This is a genomic window from Pseudoalteromonas sp. S3178, from assembly GCF_005886985.1.
In the GTDB taxonomy this organism is placed as follows: domain Bacteria; phylum Pseudomonadota; class Gammaproteobacteria; order Enterobacterales; family Alteromonadaceae; genus Pseudoalteromonas; species Pseudoalteromonas carrageenovora.
In genome coordinates this window covers 10,705-27,060 of the sequence record NZ_PNCW01000045.1, presented here as the reverse complement: position 1 = coordinate 27,060, position 16,356 = coordinate 10,705, and the positions used below count along the sequence as shown (strand labels likewise).

Here is a 16,356-nt window from a genome sequence, read left to right as displayed (position 1 = left end):
TTGAGGCACCTTGCGCAAAGGAAAAGCAGCACTCCGTGCTTGTCATTAATCCTTTGCACCTAATTTGCTTGGTGACAATAGCGTTTTGGACCCACCTGACTCCATGCCGAACTCAGTAGTGAAACGAAACAGCGCCGATGATAGTGTAGCATTTGCTATGTGAAAGTAGGACATTACCAGGCTTCAAATAAGAGAAACCCGTTACAGCAATGTGACGGGTTTTTTGCTGTCTGGGGTTTAGTAAATAGCCAAGAGCCCATGCCAAAATCAGTAGTGAAACAAAACAGCTCGAAGGCGAGCCCCGGCCAATGATAGTATCCCATTTGCTATGTGAAAGTAGGATATTACCAGGCTTCAAATAAGAGAAACCCGTTACAGCGATGTGACGGGTTTTTTGCTGTCTGGGGTTTAGTAAATAGCCAATAGGTCATGCCGAGCTCAGTAGTCAAACAAAACAGCGCGAAGGCGAGCCCCGCGGAAGGCCGCCCCGACACAATGAGAGTATCCCATTTCACTGTGACTCTCCACCGCTGTGGGCACCATGACATTCTACTGCGTAGCGCGCCGACTTCAAATTGTAGAAAGCCCGACTAGTAATAGTCGGGCTTTTTTACGTATGCAGAAAAGTAAAATACGTACAATTAGTACACACTCATCCAGCATCAATTACGTAATTTGGGAGGGCGACGTTAAAAGCATATTTAAAGACGCCGAAACTACTTAATATCTCAGTTAGTAATAAAGCAGTACTTTACTTTAACTATCCACCGCTTTGGCTTCATTACACCACAATAGTTCAGATAAGAGAAACCCGGTACAGTACTGTGATGATAAATACTAGAAACCATGGCGAACTCAGTCGTGGCCGCTCCTATGCACTTCTATTATAGATAATGTGGCATTAGCAATCTCTAACACGATATTAAGAGGTGTAAAATTACAATTAGAAATTCATCGCCTATCGCCAATAATGGTGAATTAAAGCGAAATCGGTACACATCATTACCTTGTTTATATAAAAGCGCTCAAAGTCTTGTTAAGGCTATTTTAGCTTGTATTACTTCGTTAAAACCATATAAGCTTTCATTACTGGCTGTAACTTCTTGTAAGTGTAATCCTATAAATTTATAACCTAGCTAATAGTTATTAATTTTTCTTGTTTTAAGTAGCCATCTATATAGACCAAGGCTAAAAAGTAAGGCGTTTGCTATACCTGATAATACCCATAAAACTCTAAGGGGATGGTTTCCAATAGACCCATCATGAATAGGGTGTAGCCAATTTTTGACTTTAGTCGCTGGGCTTTTGTCATCAACGTTAAATACACTTATGATTTCAGCTGAATTTGCATTTATTTCGACATAGCTGTGGGGAAAACGATGAGATGGGTCATTAGTTGTTTGTAATCTAAATCGATATACAGCGTTACTAGATGAAGGTGTTTCAATCCAAGCAAGCCTTGCGCTAGGCATAGCTTTTTGTGCTAATTCAATTGCATCGGATAACAATATATAGTTTTTTGGTTTTATTACTGTTGTAGTAGGTTTTTCAATTTTACCTAATAATGCTGTGATTATCGGGTCGGTTTGATTTGGTATCGCTAGCATAATGCCAGTAATAGTTAAAACGAGTAGAGGTAGAATAAAGCATAACCCTATAAACTTATGCCAATCATATAATAGCCCAAGCTTAGTGCTACGGGCTTTGAATTTTAACGATCTAACCCAGTAGCCTCTTTTTGGCCACCATGCCCACAATCCAGATAAAATAAGAATGAGAGTACCTATTCCTATATAGCCAACAATTAATGTCCCAGTACTGCCTGTAAGTAATGAAAAGTGCAGGTTATATACCCAGGTTACGAAGTAACTTCCCCAAAAATCATCACGAATGATCTGTGTACCTATAGGGTTAAGCCAGACCATTAATGGAGCAAATGCTTGGTCTTTTGTCTCAATTGGTTTGTAGTATCGTGCTGGTATTACAGAGCCTGTAGCTGTATTTTCTAATCGCCAGGAGCCTAGTCTGTCTGGGTACTTATATTTTAAAGTCGCGTAGGCTTCATCCCAGTTAATAGTATTACTGCTATGTACACTTAATTTATTTAACTGTCCGTCAAGCTCTGGATAATAAACGAGTATAGAGCCTGACAAGGCGATTAATGTTAATAAGGCACCTATGGATATACCTAAATATAGATGCACTCTTCTAGCTATTTTTCGCCACGACAAGCTAAATATCATAAAACAACACCATATATGGACATGCTCAGGATAATTTAAATATTTGGCTATTTTATCGTGTTTTATGCGCATAAAGTGCGACATTATGTCGCAGTTTTGATTGTATCTTAAAACAAAAACGCCAGCACTAGGCTGGCGTTTTAAAAGGCTTAAAGGCTAATTATGCTTTGGGGCCTGCATTTTTTATATCATCTGATACATCGTACTTAGCGAAGTTCTCAGTGAAGTCAGCCGCTAGTTTAGCTGCATATTCGTTATACTTTGCTTTATCTTCCCATGTATTAATTGGGTTAAGTAAGTTTGTATCAACACCTGGCACAGCTACAGGAACGTCTAAATTTAAAACATCAATATGCTGAGTTTCAACGCCAACTAACTTTCCAGATACGATTGCATCGACTACTGCTCGAGTAGTTGGAATGTCAAAGCGCTTGCCTGTTCCGTAAGGACCACCGGTCCACCCTGTATTTACAAGGTATACTTTTGCGCCAAATTCACGAACTCGCTTCATAAGAAGCTCTGCGTATACACCTGCTGGGCGTGGGAAAAATGGTGCACCAAAACATGTAGAAAATGTTGATTCTATATCGCTTGTTGAGCCGATTTCGGTAGAGCCTACCTTTGCTGTATATCCACTTAAAAAGTGAAAAGCTGCCGCTTCTTCTGATAATACAGATACAGGAGGTAATACACCGCTTACGTCACAGGTTAAAAATACGACTGCATTAGGTTCGCCAGCGCGGTTTTCTACTTTACGTTTTTCTACGTGTTCAAGCGGGTAAGCTGCACGGCTATTTTGCGTTAGGCTAGTATCATTAAAATCTGGCATGCGTGACTCGTTCAATACTACATTTTCTAAAATAGTACCAAAGCGAATAGCATCCCAAATCACTGGCTCATTTTTTTGTGAGAGGTCGATACATTTTGCGTAACAGCCACCTTCAATATTAAAAACGCTACCTGGTGCCCAGCCGTGTTCGTCATCACCAATTAAAAAGCGCGTTGGATCTGCAGAAAGTGTTGTTTTACCTGTACCAGATAAACCGAAGAATAATGCTGTATCACCAGCTTCGCCTACATTAGCCGAGCAGTGCATTGGTAATACACCTTTAGCTGGTAGTAGGAAGTTTTGAACAGAAAACATCGACTTTTTCATTTCACCGGCGTAGCGCATACCAGCTAATAAAACTTTACGCTGCGCAAAGTTAATAATAACGGTACCGTCGCTGTTTGTACCATCACGCTCTGGCTCACATACGAATGACGGTACGTTCATTACTTGCCATTGCGGTACATTAGAAGCGTTATAGTTTTGTGGTTCAATAAACATGTTTTTGGCAAAAATATGGTGCCACGCTGTTTCTGTAGTAACAACTACAGGTAGATAGTGTTCAGGGTCTGCGCCAACTTCTAGGTGAGAGGTGAAGTGGTCATTACTTTGAACGTGTGCTTCTACGCGAGCCCATAGAGCGTCAAATTTGTCTGCATCAAATGGGCGGTTTACGTTGCCCCATTGTATGTCATCTTGAGTAGATGCTTCTTGTACAATAAAACGATCTTTTGGTGAACGACCAGTTCGTTTTCCTGTAATTGCAACAAAAGCACCATTTGCGGCTAAAGTACCTTCGCCACGGCGGATCGCATGCTCGACAAGTTCAGCTGCGGTTAAATCGACAAAACGTGTAGCGCCTGTAGTCATGTTTATACCTAACTATAATGTGTGAGAGTTTGAACGGGATAGCTCTGGGGTTATCAGTGCCCTTAAGCTGAAATTATAGTAACAGAAGGTTTTGAGATATTCGAGCCCGTAAAGCCCCTAAAAACACATATATTTGCTAAAAAACATGAATAATTTCAATGATACCGGTGTCAGTAAATTAACAAAATTCATGACACCGGTATCATCTTTTTATAATATAAAACCGCATGTTTTGCGGCTTTGTATTTAGTTGTGGGATGAAACAGCTTATTTAGTTAAAAATATTTTTTACGTCTTGCTCGTCAAAAATATATTCTTTTAAACAATAGTGACAGCTTATATTAACTGAGCCATTTTTAGCGACATCATCAAGTAGCGCTTGTTGCCCTACATTAACTAGCGCCGTAATTGTTTTTTCGCGGCTACAACCACATTTAAATGTAATTGCTTGAGGTTCGAATACACGAGGGTTATCTTCATGATATAGGCGCGTGAGTACTGTATTGGCATCAAGTTCTAATAACTCTTCGTCTTTGATCGTGCTACTTAGTGCTTCTAAGTGGGCAAAGTCATCAATCGACTTTTGTTTATCTACTGGGAGTACCTGCAAAAATAAACCACACGCTTTAGCGTTACCTTCGCTAGTATCTGTTGCAAACCAAAGGCGCGTTTTTAGTTGCTCTGATTGCTCAAAGTAGCTTTCAATACACTCGCTTAAAGTATCATGCTCAAGAGGAACAATACCTTGATAACGCTCCCCCTTTGTTGGAGTAATGGTAATGACCATATACCCTTTGCCTATCAATTCTTTTACCGTAGAGCCTGTTACTTCACTTTGCATACGGGCAATTCCGCGCATGTTTTGTTTATCGTCGCCATTAATTACTGCATATTTAACCGGACCGTCACCTTGAAGTTGTACGGCTATCTCACCTTCAAACTTTAAGGTGGCTGTTAATAAACACGTTGCAACGAGTAACTCACCTAATAATGCCTTAACTGGCTGAGGGTAGTTATGATTGGCAATCATTTCGTTATAGGCGTTTTCGATTTGTACGAGTTCGCCACGAACATCGAGGTTGTCAAATAAATAACGGTGAAGTAGATCTTGTTGCATGAGCGGCTATACCTAACTTGATTTCATTTTTAAAAGTTCGCGCCTTTGCTTTTTATCTGGTTTTCTATCCGGATGAGGAGCAAAGAAGCTGTTATTTTTGCGAGCGATGGCGTTTTCTTCGCGTTTAGCAATACTTGCATCAGATTCTTGATACATGGTCTGTGCAATGGGGGCGCTTTGACGTTTTTCAAGCACAGAGAGTATAGTAATAAGCTTTTCATCTACGCCTTGAGCTAACTTTATTACTGCCCCAGGCTCAACTATTTTACTGGCCTTAGTACGTTGCCCATTATAATGTACTTTACCGCCTTGCACCATTTCGCGAGCAATAGCGCGTGTTTTATAAAATCGAGCGGCCCATAACCATTTATCTAATCGAACTTTTAGCACTTCAGTATGGTCTGAACCCGTATTAGCGTTACTTTTTTTACTCATAAGGTATTTTCCCACGTTTTTATAGCTTAAAATTTATCATGAAATCATCGTAGGATGAAGGTATTACACCACCCGTTTGTTTTTTGTACACTCTTGTAAACTAAATTTATTCTGTTTACAAAGTTTAATATTAGTGTGCTTGTTGAATGAAAAATGAAAGGGTACTATGGGTACGCGCTAACGCAGTAAATTAAAATAAGAACACTATTTATGGAACAGCAAATCCAACAACTAAAACAATTTTTAACTCGTTTACCGCATGCTAAGTTAAGCGCATTGGTAACATTGTTAGTTGTTGTTTATCTTGCATTTTTATTATCAAAATTAGTTTGGCTTTTATGGCCTAGACCACCAGTCTCTCTGTTAACGCCTACTCATAATATTAATCAAACTTCGGGGGCGAGCAACCGCTCAGTCCAGCATATTATTGAGCAATTTTTATTTGGTAAAAAAACTGTAACAAATAACAATAATACTGCGAAGCAATCACAAGTGATCAACGATGCGCCAGAAACTCGCTTAAGTATAAACTTAACCGGTATTGTTGCTGTGAGTAACGATGATAAAGCGGGCGTCGCTATTATAGAGTCACAGGGTAAGCAAGTAAGTTATCTTGTGGAAGAGGTTATACTTGGTACGCGCGCAGAGGTAGCACAAATTTTACCCGATCGCGTAATTTTAAGTGTAAGCGGTCGTTTTGAAACATTAATGTTAGACGGGCTCGATTTTACCAAAAAAGTGTCTATGCCAGTACTCGCTGCGCGCGAGGAGTCAGAAATGGGCCCGCAAAAAATACAGCCAAGTGAATTACAAATAGATGCCACTGCCGACCCTGAGGTAAAAGAAGCAATTATAGAAACACGTGAAGAGCTATTAGAAGAGCCAGGTAAGTTATTTGATTACATACGTGTTTCGCAAGCAATGAGCGACGGTGAGCTTATTGGTTATCGCTTAAGCTCAGGTAAAGAGCCTGAGCTATTTAAGCAAATGGGATTAAAAAATAACGATTTAGCTATTTCAATTAATGGCTACCAATTAACAGATTTAAAACAGGCCATGTCAGCCATTAATGAGCTGCGTAATAGCACAGATGCCAATATCACAATTGAACGTGATGGCGAACAAATAGATGTGCAATTTAGTCTGCAATAACTTAGCTTTGGAGTTTTAACATAATGGTTCAGGTGCTACACCTCAAAAAAATTAAAAAAGGGTTAGCTAAGTACGCAGCACTTTTTTTGGCGGCAAGTATTTCTTTGTCTGTTTCTGCTGTTGAATACGCTGCAAACTTTAAAGGTACAGATATCAACGAGTTTATTAATATTGTTGGTAAAAACCTAAATAAAACAGTGATCATTGACCCTAATGTACGTGGCAAAGTAAATGTACGTAGTTATGAGTTAATGGATGAGGCGCTTTATTATCAGTTCTTTTTAAATGTATTAGAAGTTTATGGTTATTCTGCTGTTGAAATGGACAACGGCATTATTAAAGTAGAAAAAAGTTCTGATGCTAAAAAATCAAATGTTCCACTAATTACTGAAAATAGTGAAGCATCTGGCGATATGATGATCACCCGTGTTGTGCGCGTAAAAAATGTAAGCGTGCAAGAGCTAGGGCCATTAGTTCGTCAATTTAGTGATCAAAAAGATGGCGGCCATGTTGCTAACTTTAACGCGGCTAACGTAATGATGCTTACAGGGCATGCAGCGTCGGTAAATCGCTTAGTTGAAATTATTCGTTCAGTGGATCAAGCCGGTGATAAGCGCGTAGACATCGTTAAGCTTAAATATGCAACGGCAGATGATGTGGTTTCTGTTGTTGAAAACATCTACAAAGATAGTGGGAAAGGCAGCGTACCTGAATTCTTGATCCCTAAAGTAGTGGCTGACGGTCGAACCAATAGCGTAATTGTGAGTGGTGAAGGACAAGCTCGCACTCGTGCCATCGAGCTAATTAAGCGCCTAGATGGCGAACTTGAAAGCCAAGGTAATACAAAAGTATTTTACTTAAATTACGCAAAAGCCGAAGATTTAGTAAAAGTATTACAGGGCGTAAGTAAATCACTTGTTGATGATGCTCAAGGCGGTACAACTAAAACGCGAAGCCGCAATAGTAATGAAAGCAGCATAGAAGCACACCCAGATTCTAACTCACTTATTATTACTGCTCAGCCTGATGCAATGCGCTCATTAGAAAGCGTTATTGAAAGGCTCGATATTCGCCGTGCGCAAGTACTTGTTGAAGCCATTATTGTTGAAGTGATGGAGTCAGATGGTGTTAACTTAGGTACGCAGTGGATTTCTGAAGAAGGTGGTATGCTGCAGTTTAACAATGGCTCAACAGTCCCTGTTGGCTCGCTAGCTGTTGCGGGTATTCAAGCGCAAGACACCACAACAACTCAAACAATCATCGGTTCAGAAACAGGCACAGCTACAAGCTACGATGAAACAACTGAGGGTGATTATACCGCGCTTGCTTCATTATTAAGCGGTGTTAACGGCTTAGCGTTTGGCTTAGTTAAAAATGACTGGGGTGCAATCATTCAAGCAGTATCGACAGATACTAACTCAAACATACTCGCTACCCCTTCAATTACAACCATGGATAACGAAGAAGCATCGATGATAGTAGGTCAAGAAGTACCTATTATTACAGGCTCTCAAACGGGTAGTAATAACGATAATCCATTTCAAACAATTGAACGCCAAGAAGTGGGTGTAAAACTTAAAGTCACTCCGCAAATAAATGATGGCTCTGCGGTACAATTATTAATTGAACAAGAAGTATCAAGTGTTAGTGGTGCAACTGCTGTTGATATTTCTGTTAATAAGCGTGCAATTACGACAACGGTTATGGCTGATGATGGCGGTATGGTTGTATTAGGTGGTTTAATTGATGAAGATGTACAAGAAAGTGTGTCTAAGGTGCCAATTTTAGGCGATATCCCCATTATAGGTCATTTATTTAAATCGACTAACACCACAAAGCGTAAGCGTAACCTTATCGTGTTTATTCGTCCGACAATCATTCGTGATGGCGTTAATATGAATAAGTTAAGCTTTAATAAGTATAATTTTATTCGCGGCGAGCAAATGAAAGAAAAAGAAGATGGCATAGAGCTTATGCCTAATTCAGATTCTCCTGTACTTCCGTCGTGGGATGATGAATTAATACTGCCGCCAACTTACGAAGAACATTTAAAAGCATTAAGTGCAAAAGAACGTGCAGAGCGTGAAGATGACTAGCGCGATAGAACAAATAAACGAAGATGTGGTGCACCGTGTTCCAGAGCCACATTCTGACGAGTTATTAACAGCTAACGAATTAGTTGTGTTACCACCAAAGCGGTTACCGTTTTCATATGCCCGTCGGGCAGGTGTGCTACTGAGTAAAAATAACGAACACCCGGTAGTTTATTATCGTGGTGAGCTTGATGTTAACGTTTTATTAGAAGTGCGTCGTATAGCCGGAAGTGGTTTTACTTTAGAGCAATTGCCAGATGATAAGTTTGAGCTTCTATTAGAGGCCGCCTATCAACGAGATAGCTCTGAAACTCAACAGATGATGGAAGACATTGGTAACGAAGTCGATTTATTTTCACTTGCCGATGAGCTCCCACAAACGGAAGACTTACTTGCAGGCGATGACGACGCGCCAATCATTAAGCTTATTAATGCCATGCTTAGTGAAGCAATTAAAGAAGGTGCCTCTGATATTCATATCGAAACCTTTGAGCAAGAGCTAGTGATTCGCTTTAGGGTCGATGGCGTATTAAAAGAGGTGCTTAAGCCAAACCGTAAACTTGCTTCGTTACTCGTCTCGCGTATTAAAGTAATGGCTAAGCTCGATATCGCTGAAAAGCGCATTCCGCAAGATGGTCGTATTAGCCTTCGTATTGCAGGACGTGCAGTTGATGTTCGTGTATCTACAATGCCATCGAGCTTTGGTGAGCGTGTAGTACTGCGTTTACTTGATAAAAACAACGCACGCTTAAATCTAGAAGATCTAGGCATGACGCCGCAAAATCGTGAATTGTTTGCCGATTTAATTAGTAAACCACACGGTATTATTTTGGTTACTGGCCCTACGGGTTCTGGTAAAAGTACCACTTTGTACGCCGGCATGAGCCAAATAAACTCGCGCGATCGCAATATTTTAACGGTTGAAGATCCAATCGAGTACGAAATTCCAGGTATTGGTCAAACACAAGTAAATACAAAAGTAGATATGACATTTGCACGTGGGTTACGCGCTATATTACGTCAAGATCCCGATGTAGTAATGGTGGGTGAAATACGTGACCTTGAAACGGCTCAAATTGGTGTGCAAGCATCGCTTACTGGTCACTTAGTAATGTCTACGCTACATACAAATACAGCCTCAGGTGCAATTACTCGTATGGAAGATATGGGCGTTGAACCATTTTTACTTTCATCATCATTACTTGGCGTACTTTCTCAGCGCTTAGTCCGTACCTTATGTAAATCTTGTAAGGAAGGACACATAGCTGACGAACGTGAATGCCAATTGCTAGGTGTACCGTTTGACAATCAACCTACCATTTATCGTGCAGTAGGGTGTGAAGAGTGTAACTTTAATGGTTACAAAGGCCGTACAGGTATTCATGAGTTACTAGTTGTAGATGAAGCTATACGTGAAATGATCCACAGCGGTAAGGGCGAGCAAAGTGTAGAAAAATACATTCGCCAAAAAAGTCCAAGCATTCGTCAAGATGGCTGTAGCCGTGTACTTGCAGGTAAAACAACACTTGAAGAAGTACTGCGCGTTACCCGTGAGGAAGCCTAGTTATGGCGGCGTTTGAATACCGTGCGCTTGATGGTCGCGGAAAAGAAAAAAAAGGCATTTTAGAAGCCGATACTGCAAAGCAAATACGCCAAGTATTACGAGAGCAAAAGTTAACTCCGCTCGAGGTTGTACCCGCTGCGCAAAGCGATAAACAAGTTAAAGGTGAAAAAGCGCCACTACTTGGCAGCTTTTTTAAACCGACTATTTCAACGTCAGATCTCGCGCTTATTACTCGTCAATTAGCCACGCTTATTCAATCGGCATTGCCAGTTGAAGGCGCTGTTATGGCTGTTGCTGAGCAATGTGAAAAGCCACGTTTAAAACGTATGCTTATGTCAGTACGTTCAAAAGTGGTAGAAGGTTATACGCTTGCTGATGGTATGAGCGAGTTTCCGCATGTATTTGACGATTTGTATCGTGCGATGGTTGCCGCCGGTGAAAAGTCAGGTCACCTTGATCAGGTACTTAACCGACTTGCCGATTATACTGAGCAGCGCCAACATATGCGTAGCCAAATAACGCAAGCCATGGTTTATCCTACTATTTTGGTAATATTCGCGATTGGTATTGTATCGGTTTTACTTGGTACGGTTGTACCAAAAATACTTAAAACGTTTGAGAAAACCAAACAAGTACTACCATGGACCACCGAGTGGGTAATGGCTGGCAGTCACTTTGTGCAAAATTATTGGTTTATTAGTTTAATCGCGATTACCGCAATTGCTATAGGCATTAAGCATGCACTTAAACAGCCTAAAATACGATTTTGGTGGGATGACAAAGTACTGCACATGCCAGGTATTGGTAAAGTAGCGCGTGGCATTAACACTGCTCGTTTTGCACGTACATTAAGTATTTTGTCGTCAAGTTCTGTACCGCTACTTGAAGGTATGCGTATCTCAGGTGGTGTATTAGTTAACGAAAAAATTAAAAAAGCAGTTGGCGATGCTTCCGACAGAGTAAGCGAAGGGGCAAGCTTAAGAGCGGCTCTTCAACAAACTAAGTTGTTTCCACCAATGATGCTGCATATGATAGCCAGTGGTGAAAAATCAGGTGAGCTTGAGCAAATGCTAGAGCGCGCCGCTAACAACCAAGACCGAGAATTTGAAAGTATGGTTAACGTATCACTTAAATTACTTGAGCCTGCAATGATAGCCTCAATGGCTGTTATTGTATTGTTTATAGTAATGGCAATACTGCAACCAATAATGGCGATGAACAAAGCTGTAGGGCTTTAATAAGTTTTTATATATTAATGATTTTACCTAAATCATTTTTGCTTAGTGTTTTTAGAATAACGAGGTATTTACGTGAATAAACAATCAGGTTTTTCTTTATTAGAAGTAATGGTGGTACTAGTTATCATCGGGATGATTATGTCAATTGTTGCGCCTAATATTATGGGTCAGCAAGAAGAGGCCGCTATCGATAAAGCGCATTTAGATATTCAACAACTTGAAGATGCGATGAGCTTGTACAAGCTTAAAAATAAAAGCTACCCAACTACAGAGCAAGGTTTAGAAGCGCTAGTTAATAAAACAAGCATTGAGCCAATTCCTAAACGTTTTCCTGATGGCGGCTTTATTAGCGAGCTACCAGAGGATCCTTGGGGTAATACGTACCAGTTAATTAGCCCAGGTGAAATTGGTAAGTTTGATATTTTTTCTATGGGTCCAGATGGCGAAGTTGGCACCGATGATGACATTGGTAACTGGGATGAAGACGAACAATAATGTCTAACTACGCTTTTATGCATAATTACACAACTGCTCGAGGCTTGCTATGCAAGTAAGCCTTAAGCAGCTGAATAAAAAAAGTAGAGGCTTTAGTTTAATCGAAATTTTAGTGGTATTAGTGATCATCGCTTTTGCCACAAAAATGGTGGTATACAGCTTAGAGGGTGGCGCTGAAGATGAGTTAGACACTCAAGCACTTAGGCTGCATACCACCATTAATATGGCATCTGAATTTGCAATTTTAAATCAGGTGGAACTTGGTTTTTTAGTCGAAGAAAACACCCTAGAATACTTAGTCTTTGATGGTGAAAAATGGATAACTTTTGATCGTGAAGAGCTGTTTAAACCCATAGAGCTGGATGAGCGTTTAAAGCTTACTTTAAATTTAGAAGATTTAGCGTGGGCGCAAGATAACTTGTTAGAACAAGCTAATTGGCGCGAGCTAATGAGCGGCGGTGATGAAGATAGCTTGTTAGAGCTTAAAAAAGTAAAAATACCCCAAGTGCTTATTTTATCATCGGGTGAGGTCAGTGCATTTCAACTAATACTTGAATTAAAAGAGCAAAGTGAACCTGTTTATTTCATTGAAGGCGAGTTTACTGCACCTGTTAATTTTCGCCGAGAGCCAGAATAATGAAGCTTAATAGAGGCTTTACGCTATTAGAGGTACTGGTGGCGCTTAGCATTTGTGCTATGGCAGGTATAGCTGCTATGCAAGCCACTGGCGAGCATATACATCATTTAACGACGATTGAAGAGCAAACGTACGCATCCTGGGTTGCTGAAAACGTACTTATTGAGCAACGTACCAAAGGTGAGCAGTGGCAAGGTAAAAACAATGCACGAGGTAGTGAAGTAATGGCGGGTGTTGAATGGTTTTGGCAACAAGAGGTAACAGCTACAGCCGACAAAAGCTTTGTTAAAGTAACAATTAATGTATTTACTGATGAAAAGTATGAGAACTCGGCATATGAGCTTTCAACTTACCTTAACAAAGGCAGTAAGTAAGTGAAGCAGCGCGGATTTACGTTGCTAGAAGTAATGGTGGCACTGGGCATTTTAGCTTTTGTAATTATTGCCACCCATCAAATATTAGATAGCACCACCAAAGCAAAAGATGCTTCGGATGAAAAAATTGCTGAGTTGAACGGGCTACAAACTACTTTTAGGTTAATGGATCAAGATTTTAGCCAAATGACCAAACGTGCCGTTCGAAACGAATCGGGCGATGTACAAGAGCAATACTTGCTAGCAGGTCGTTATGTGTTAGAAAGCCAATACGATGGCATCGCATTTGTGCGCGACGGCTGGGTTAATCCTATAAACTTATTACCGCGTTCTGAATTACAAGCTGTGGGCTACAGAGTGCTAGATGACAACCTTGAACGCGTTTACAGGGTATACGTGGACCAGCTTGATAATATGGAGCCGCGTGTACAGCGAATACTTGAAAATGTAGAAGAGCTCAAGTTTGAGTTTTTAGATGATAAAAATGCATGGCAAGAACAATGGGAAATTAAAGCGCTTCCTAAAGCCGTTGCTGTAACACTTCAGCAAATAGAGGCTGAACCTATTCGCCGAGTATTTTTAGTTCCTGGTCAGGGTAAGGTTGTTGCGCCACCAAGTACAACACAAAGTACGAGTGTGGATAATGGGTAAACAGCAAGCGTCACGTGGCGCAGCACTTGTTATCGTTTTATTTATTGTTGCTTTAGCTGCTATTTTAGCGGTTGAAATGAGTGCTAATTTGATGGTGCAAGTTCAGAAAAGCACTAACCTACAAGGTCATCAACAAGCTAAATGGTATGCGTACGGCGCAGAAGAGCTAGCTATAAAAGGGCTCATACAGAGTAAGAAAGATGATGCCGATAAAACATCGCTTGATCAAATTTGGGCAACTCAAGGTGATACTGCGTACCCGGTCGATAATGGTACATTGAGTGGTCAAATTACTGATTTACAAGCTTGCTTAAACTTAAATGCTTTAGCGCAAGCACCTGATATAAGCGGTACAAGTAAAACAAACCCTGCGCATAAAGCGTTATTTACACTACTTGAAAATATTGAAGATTTACCTGCGGATGAGTCAGAAGAGGCGATGGCCGATAGCGTATTTGATTGGCTTGATGAGGACAGCATTACTTATCGTTCAGGTGCGGAGGAGGATGAGTATTTATCTCGTAAATTTCCGTATATGACTGCAAATAGCTTATTTGCGTCAACATCGGAGCTGCGTTTAGTGAAAGGATTTAACCCATTAGTAATGGAAAAAGTATTACCGTATGTATGTGTAATACCAGGCAGCCCCTTATTATTGATTAATGTAAATACGTTACAGCCAGAGCAAGCTCTCATTTTAAGTGCCATGATTGATGAACTGAGTTTATCTGCTGCTGAAGCTGTTATTGGGGCTCGCCCTGAAACAGGCTTTGATAGTATTGACGAGTTTTTCACTGAGGTGCAGCAACAAGGTGGAGCAAACGTAGAATCTGTAAAAGACTTATTTAGTATTAATAGCGAATATTTTAAATTACAAACGCAGGCAAACTTTGTTGAATTGCGTTTTTCGATGACCACATTACTGCACGCTAAAGATGGCGACGTAACGATACTGGCGCGAAAATTTGGAGGCGTACAGTGACAGAAATACTGTTGATCCGCACGGGTCAAACCGAACAAGAACTGCTTAACTGGTTAATATACTCACCACAAGAACAAGAAATAATAGCCAGTGGTGAATTACCCAATGCAAGCCACTTAACTGAGTTAAGTGAAAAAGCACAAAGCAGAGAAGTTATCGTTTTACTACCAAGTGACCAAGTGCAATTAAAGACAGTTGCCTTACCCACAAAGTGGAACCGTAAACTTGAGCAAGCATTGCCGTACATGCTTGAAGAAGATATAGCCTGTGATGTAGATGACTTATTTATAGCAGTAGGCGAGCCAACTATGCTTGGCGAGCAACATGCCATACGTGTAGCAATGACCGATCGTGAATGGTTTGAACAATGGCTTGCGTTATTTGCAGAGCATAATTTATCTGTTTATAAAATATTACCAGATGCACTGTTACTCCCTATGGGAGATGAAGGTGAGGCCACTGCTATTGAACTTAATAACCAGTGGTTATTTAAACAAGGGCAATGGCATATTAGTGCGGTTGAACCAAGTTGGTTAAGTAATTATTTAACGGCTTTAGGCAATCCAAACATTAAGCATTTTAGCCCTGCGAATCACTTTCCTGAAAGTGTTAACCTACACGCACAAACCAATGAATACGACTTGCCTTTAGCTTTATTTGCAAAGCAATTAGATAGCGTTAAATTTAATTTGCGCCAAGGCCTTTATCAGCTTAAAAAGAAAAGCTCATTGTGGTGGGGATACTGGAAAGGCGCAGCAATTATTGCAGGCGTTGCGCTAGTCTCTACGGTTGCGATTAAAGCAATAGAACTGCACCAACTCAACTCGGAACTAAAAATAGCTAAAGCGCAAGTGGTTGATAGATATCAAAAAGCGTTTCCTGGCGTAAAAGTTCGCCCTAACTTAATTAAAAGCCAAATAAAAGGCGCACTTGATAGAGTGCAAGGTTCAAGTGAAGCTGGCTTTTTAGACTTAACCGCAAATTTGGTTGATGTGTTTTCTCAGGTGAGCGAATTTACCCCAGAAACTCTGCGCTACGATAAGCGTCGAAATGAGCTGCGTATTCGCGCTAGAGCAAAAGACTTTCAAACATTTGGTAAAGTTAAAAGCATACTCGAAAAACAAGGTTTAACCGTTGAGCAAGGCTCTTTAAATAACGACGGTGATTATGTAGTGGGCGAAATTAAACTGCGAGGTGCGGTATGAAAAAGCAGTTAATGCAATATTGGCGCTCACTAAAAGAGCAAGAGCAGCAATTAGTTATGATCGCTGGTGGCGTATTTATTATTTTTGTTTTAGTTATGGGTATATTTAGACCATTAAATAACGCAATAGAAAAAGCACAACAGTCACAAATAAAACAACAAGAGCTTCTTGTTTGGGTTGATGAAAGCATAGTAAAGCTAAAAGCGGCGGGTAATACTAGCGTAGCGAGCAATACAAACTTAAGCCAAGTTGTTAACTCTACACGTGGTCGTTATCAAATAGATATTAGTAAAATGCAGCCTAGTACGGGGTCACTTCGTTTAACGCTCGACTCTGTAGAGTTTAATCAACTAATCGAATGGTTAGATGAACTGGTAAATCAGCATGGTTTAAAAATTGAAAATTTAGATTTAAGCCGTGACGACAAATCGGGTTATGTAAGTGTAAGCCGCTTGGTATTAGAGAATTAAT

Annotated in this window: 15 protein-coding genes and 1 rRNA gene; 12 read left to right on the top strand and 4 right to left on the bottom strand. The window is 40.4% G+C overall.

The window, feature by feature from the left end; genetic code table 11:
- The first annotated feature begins 67 nt into the window (after nucleotides 1-67).
- A 5S ribosomal RNA gene (rrf, locus tag CWC11_RS13545) occupies nucleotides 68-182 on the top strand.
- 954 nt (nucleotides 183-1,136) lie between these two features.
- Here rrf and CWC11_RS13540 read toward each other — a convergent pair.
- The 4 genes from CWC11_RS13540 to hslR form a co-directional block, all read right to left on the bottom strand.
- Nucleotides 1,137-2,315: a PepSY-associated TM helix domain-containing protein gene (locus tag CWC11_RS13540; RefSeq protein ID WP_249330741.1), complete on the bottom strand. Its 1,179-nt coding sequence runs from the start codon at nucleotides 2,313-2,315 to the stop codon at nucleotides 1,137-1,139.
- 88 nt (nucleotides 2,316-2,403) lie between these two features.
- Nucleotides 2,404-3,942 (bottom strand): phosphoenolpyruvate carboxykinase, encoded by a 1,539-nt coding sequence (locus CWC11_RS13535; RefSeq protein WP_138683113.1) that lies wholly within the window; start codon nucleotides 3,940-3,942, stop codon nucleotides 2,404-2,406.
- A gap of 271 nt (nucleotides 3,943-4,213) precedes the next feature.
- Complete coding sequence (gene hslO / locus CWC11_RS13530) at nucleotides 4,214-5,059, bottom strand: Hsp33 family molecular chaperone HslO (RefSeq protein WP_138683112.1); 846 nt, start codon at nucleotides 5,057-5,059, stop codon at nucleotides 4,214-4,216.
- A 12-nt stretch (nucleotides 5,060-5,071) separates the two neighbouring features.
- Nucleotides 5,072-5,494, bottom strand: a complete 423-nt coding sequence (gene hslR, locus CWC11_RS13525; protein ID WP_138683111.1) for a ribosome-associated heat shock protein Hsp15 — start codon at nucleotides 5,492-5,494, stop codon at nucleotides 5,072-5,074.
- Between the two features lie 210 nt (nucleotides 5,495-5,704).
- On the opposite strand from hslR, the gene gspC reads away from it, so the two are divergent.
- The 11 genes from gspC (at nucleotide 5,705) to CWC11_RS13470 (ending at nucleotide 16,355) form a co-directional block, all read left to right on the top strand.
- On the top strand, nucleotides 5,705-6,646 hold the full coding sequence (gene gspC / locus CWC11_RS13520; RefSeq protein ID WP_138683110.1) for a type II secretion system protein GspC: 942 nt from the start codon (nucleotides 5,705-5,707) through the stop codon (nucleotides 6,644-6,646).
- A gap of 23 nt (nucleotides 6,647-6,669) precedes the next feature.
- Complete coding sequence (gene gspD / locus CWC11_RS13515) at nucleotides 6,670-8,742, top strand: type II secretion system secretin GspD (RefSeq protein ID WP_138683109.1); 2,073 nt, start codon at nucleotides 6,670-6,672, stop codon at nucleotides 8,740-8,742.
- Nucleotides 8,735-10,303, top strand: a complete 1,569-nt coding sequence (gene gspE / locus CWC11_RS13510) for a type II secretion system ATPase GspE (protein ID WP_138683108.1) — start codon at nucleotides 8,735-8,737, stop codon at nucleotides 10,301-10,303. Before gspD ends, gspE begins: the two co-directional genes overlap by 8 nt.
- Nucleotides 10,304-10,305: 2 nt before the next feature.
- Nucleotides 10,306-11,541: a type II secretion system inner membrane protein GspF gene (gene gspF / locus CWC11_RS13505; RefSeq protein ID WP_138683107.1), complete on the top strand. Its 1,236-nt coding sequence runs from the start codon at nucleotides 10,306-10,308 to the stop codon at nucleotides 11,539-11,541.
- Nucleotides 11,542-11,613: 72 nt separating this feature from the next.
- Nucleotides 11,614-12,036 carry a type II secretion system major pseudopilin GspG gene (gspG, locus tag CWC11_RS13500; protein ID WP_138683106.1) on the top strand — a complete coding sequence of 141 codons (423 nt, stop codon included), beginning with the start codon at nucleotides 11,614-11,616 and terminating at the stop codon, nucleotides 12,034-12,036.
- A 49-nt stretch (nucleotides 12,037-12,085) separates the two neighbouring features.
- Nucleotides 12,086-12,673: a pilus assembly FimT family protein gene (locus CWC11_RS13495; protein ID WP_138683105.1), complete on the top strand. Its 588-nt coding sequence runs from the start codon at nucleotides 12,086-12,088 to the stop codon at nucleotides 12,671-12,673.
- Nucleotides 12,673-13,047 (top strand): type II secretion system minor pseudopilin GspI, encoded by a 375-nt coding sequence (gene gspI / locus CWC11_RS13490; RefSeq protein ID WP_138683104.1) that lies wholly within the window; start codon nucleotides 12,673-12,675, stop codon nucleotides 13,045-13,047. The genes CWC11_RS13495 and gspI overlap by 1 nt, the downstream gene beginning before the upstream one ends.
- On the top strand, nucleotides 13,048-13,698 hold the full coding sequence (gene gspJ / locus CWC11_RS13485; protein ID WP_138683103.1) for a type II secretion system minor pseudopilin GspJ: 651 nt from the start codon (nucleotides 13,048-13,050) through the stop codon (nucleotides 13,696-13,698).
- Complete coding sequence (gene gspK / locus CWC11_RS13480) at nucleotides 13,691-14,680, top strand: type II secretion system minor pseudopilin GspK (protein WP_138683102.1); 990 nt, start codon at nucleotides 13,691-13,693, stop codon at nucleotides 14,678-14,680. The genes gspJ and gspK overlap by 8 nt, the downstream gene beginning before the upstream one ends.
- Nucleotides 14,677-15,885: a type II secretion system protein GspL gene (gene gspL / locus CWC11_RS13475; protein ID WP_138683101.1), complete on the top strand. Its 1,209-nt coding sequence runs from the start codon at nucleotides 14,677-14,679 to the stop codon at nucleotides 15,883-15,885. The genes gspK and gspL overlap by 4 nt, the downstream gene beginning before the upstream one ends.
- Nucleotides 15,882-16,355, top strand: coding sequence for a type II secretion system protein M (locus tag CWC11_RS13470; protein ID WP_138683100.1), 474 nt, complete (start codon nucleotides 15,882-15,884; stop codon nucleotides 16,353-16,355). The genes gspL and CWC11_RS13470 overlap by 4 nt, the downstream gene beginning before the upstream one ends.
- Nucleotide 16,356 lies beyond the last annotated feature (1 nt).

Excerpts from the sequence above, each read along its gene's own strand:
- CWC11_RS13540 (WP_249330741.1), bottom strand. The coding sequence starts at position 2,315 with ATGCGCATAAAACACGATAAAATAGCCAAATATTTAAATTATCCTGAG.
- CWC11_RS13535 (WP_138683113.1), bottom strand. The coding sequence starts at position 3,942 with ATGACTACAGGCGCTACACGTTTTGTCGATTTAACCGCAGCTGAACTT.
- hslO (WP_138683112.1), bottom strand. The coding sequence starts at position 5,059 with ATGCAACAAGATCTACTTCACCGTTATTTATTTGACAACCTCGATGTT.
- hslR (WP_138683111.1), bottom strand. The coding sequence starts at position 5,494 with ATGAGTAAAAAAAGTAACGCTAATACGGGTTCAGACCATACTGAAGTG.
- gspC (WP_138683110.1), top strand. The coding sequence starts at position 5,705 with ATGGAACAGCAAATCCAACAACTAAAACAATTTTTAACTCGTTTACCG.
- gspD (WP_138683109.1), top strand. The coding sequence starts at position 6,670 with ATGGTTCAGGTGCTACACCTCAAAAAAATTAAAAAAGGGTTAGCTAAG.
- gspE (WP_138683108.1), top strand. The coding sequence starts at position 8,735 with ATGACTAGCGCGATAGAACAAATAAACGAAGATGTGGTGCACCGTGTT.
- gspF (WP_138683107.1), top strand. The coding sequence starts at position 10,306 with ATGGCGGCGTTTGAATACCGTGCGCTTGATGGTCGCGGAAAAGAAAAA.
- CWC11_RS13495 (WP_138683105.1), top strand. The coding sequence starts at position 12,086 with ATGCAAGTAAGCCTTAAGCAGCTGAATAAAAAAAGTAGAGGCTTTAGT.
- gspI (WP_138683104.1), top strand. The coding sequence starts at position 12,673 with ATGAAGCTTAATAGAGGCTTTACGCTATTAGAGGTACTGGTGGCGCTT.
- gspK (WP_138683102.1), top strand. The coding sequence starts at position 13,691 with ATGGGTAAACAGCAAGCGTCACGTGGCGCAGCACTTGTTATCGTTTTA.
- CWC11_RS13470 (WP_138683100.1), top strand. The coding sequence starts at position 15,882 with ATGAAAAAGCAGTTAATGCAATATTGGCGCTCACTAAAAGAGCAAGAG.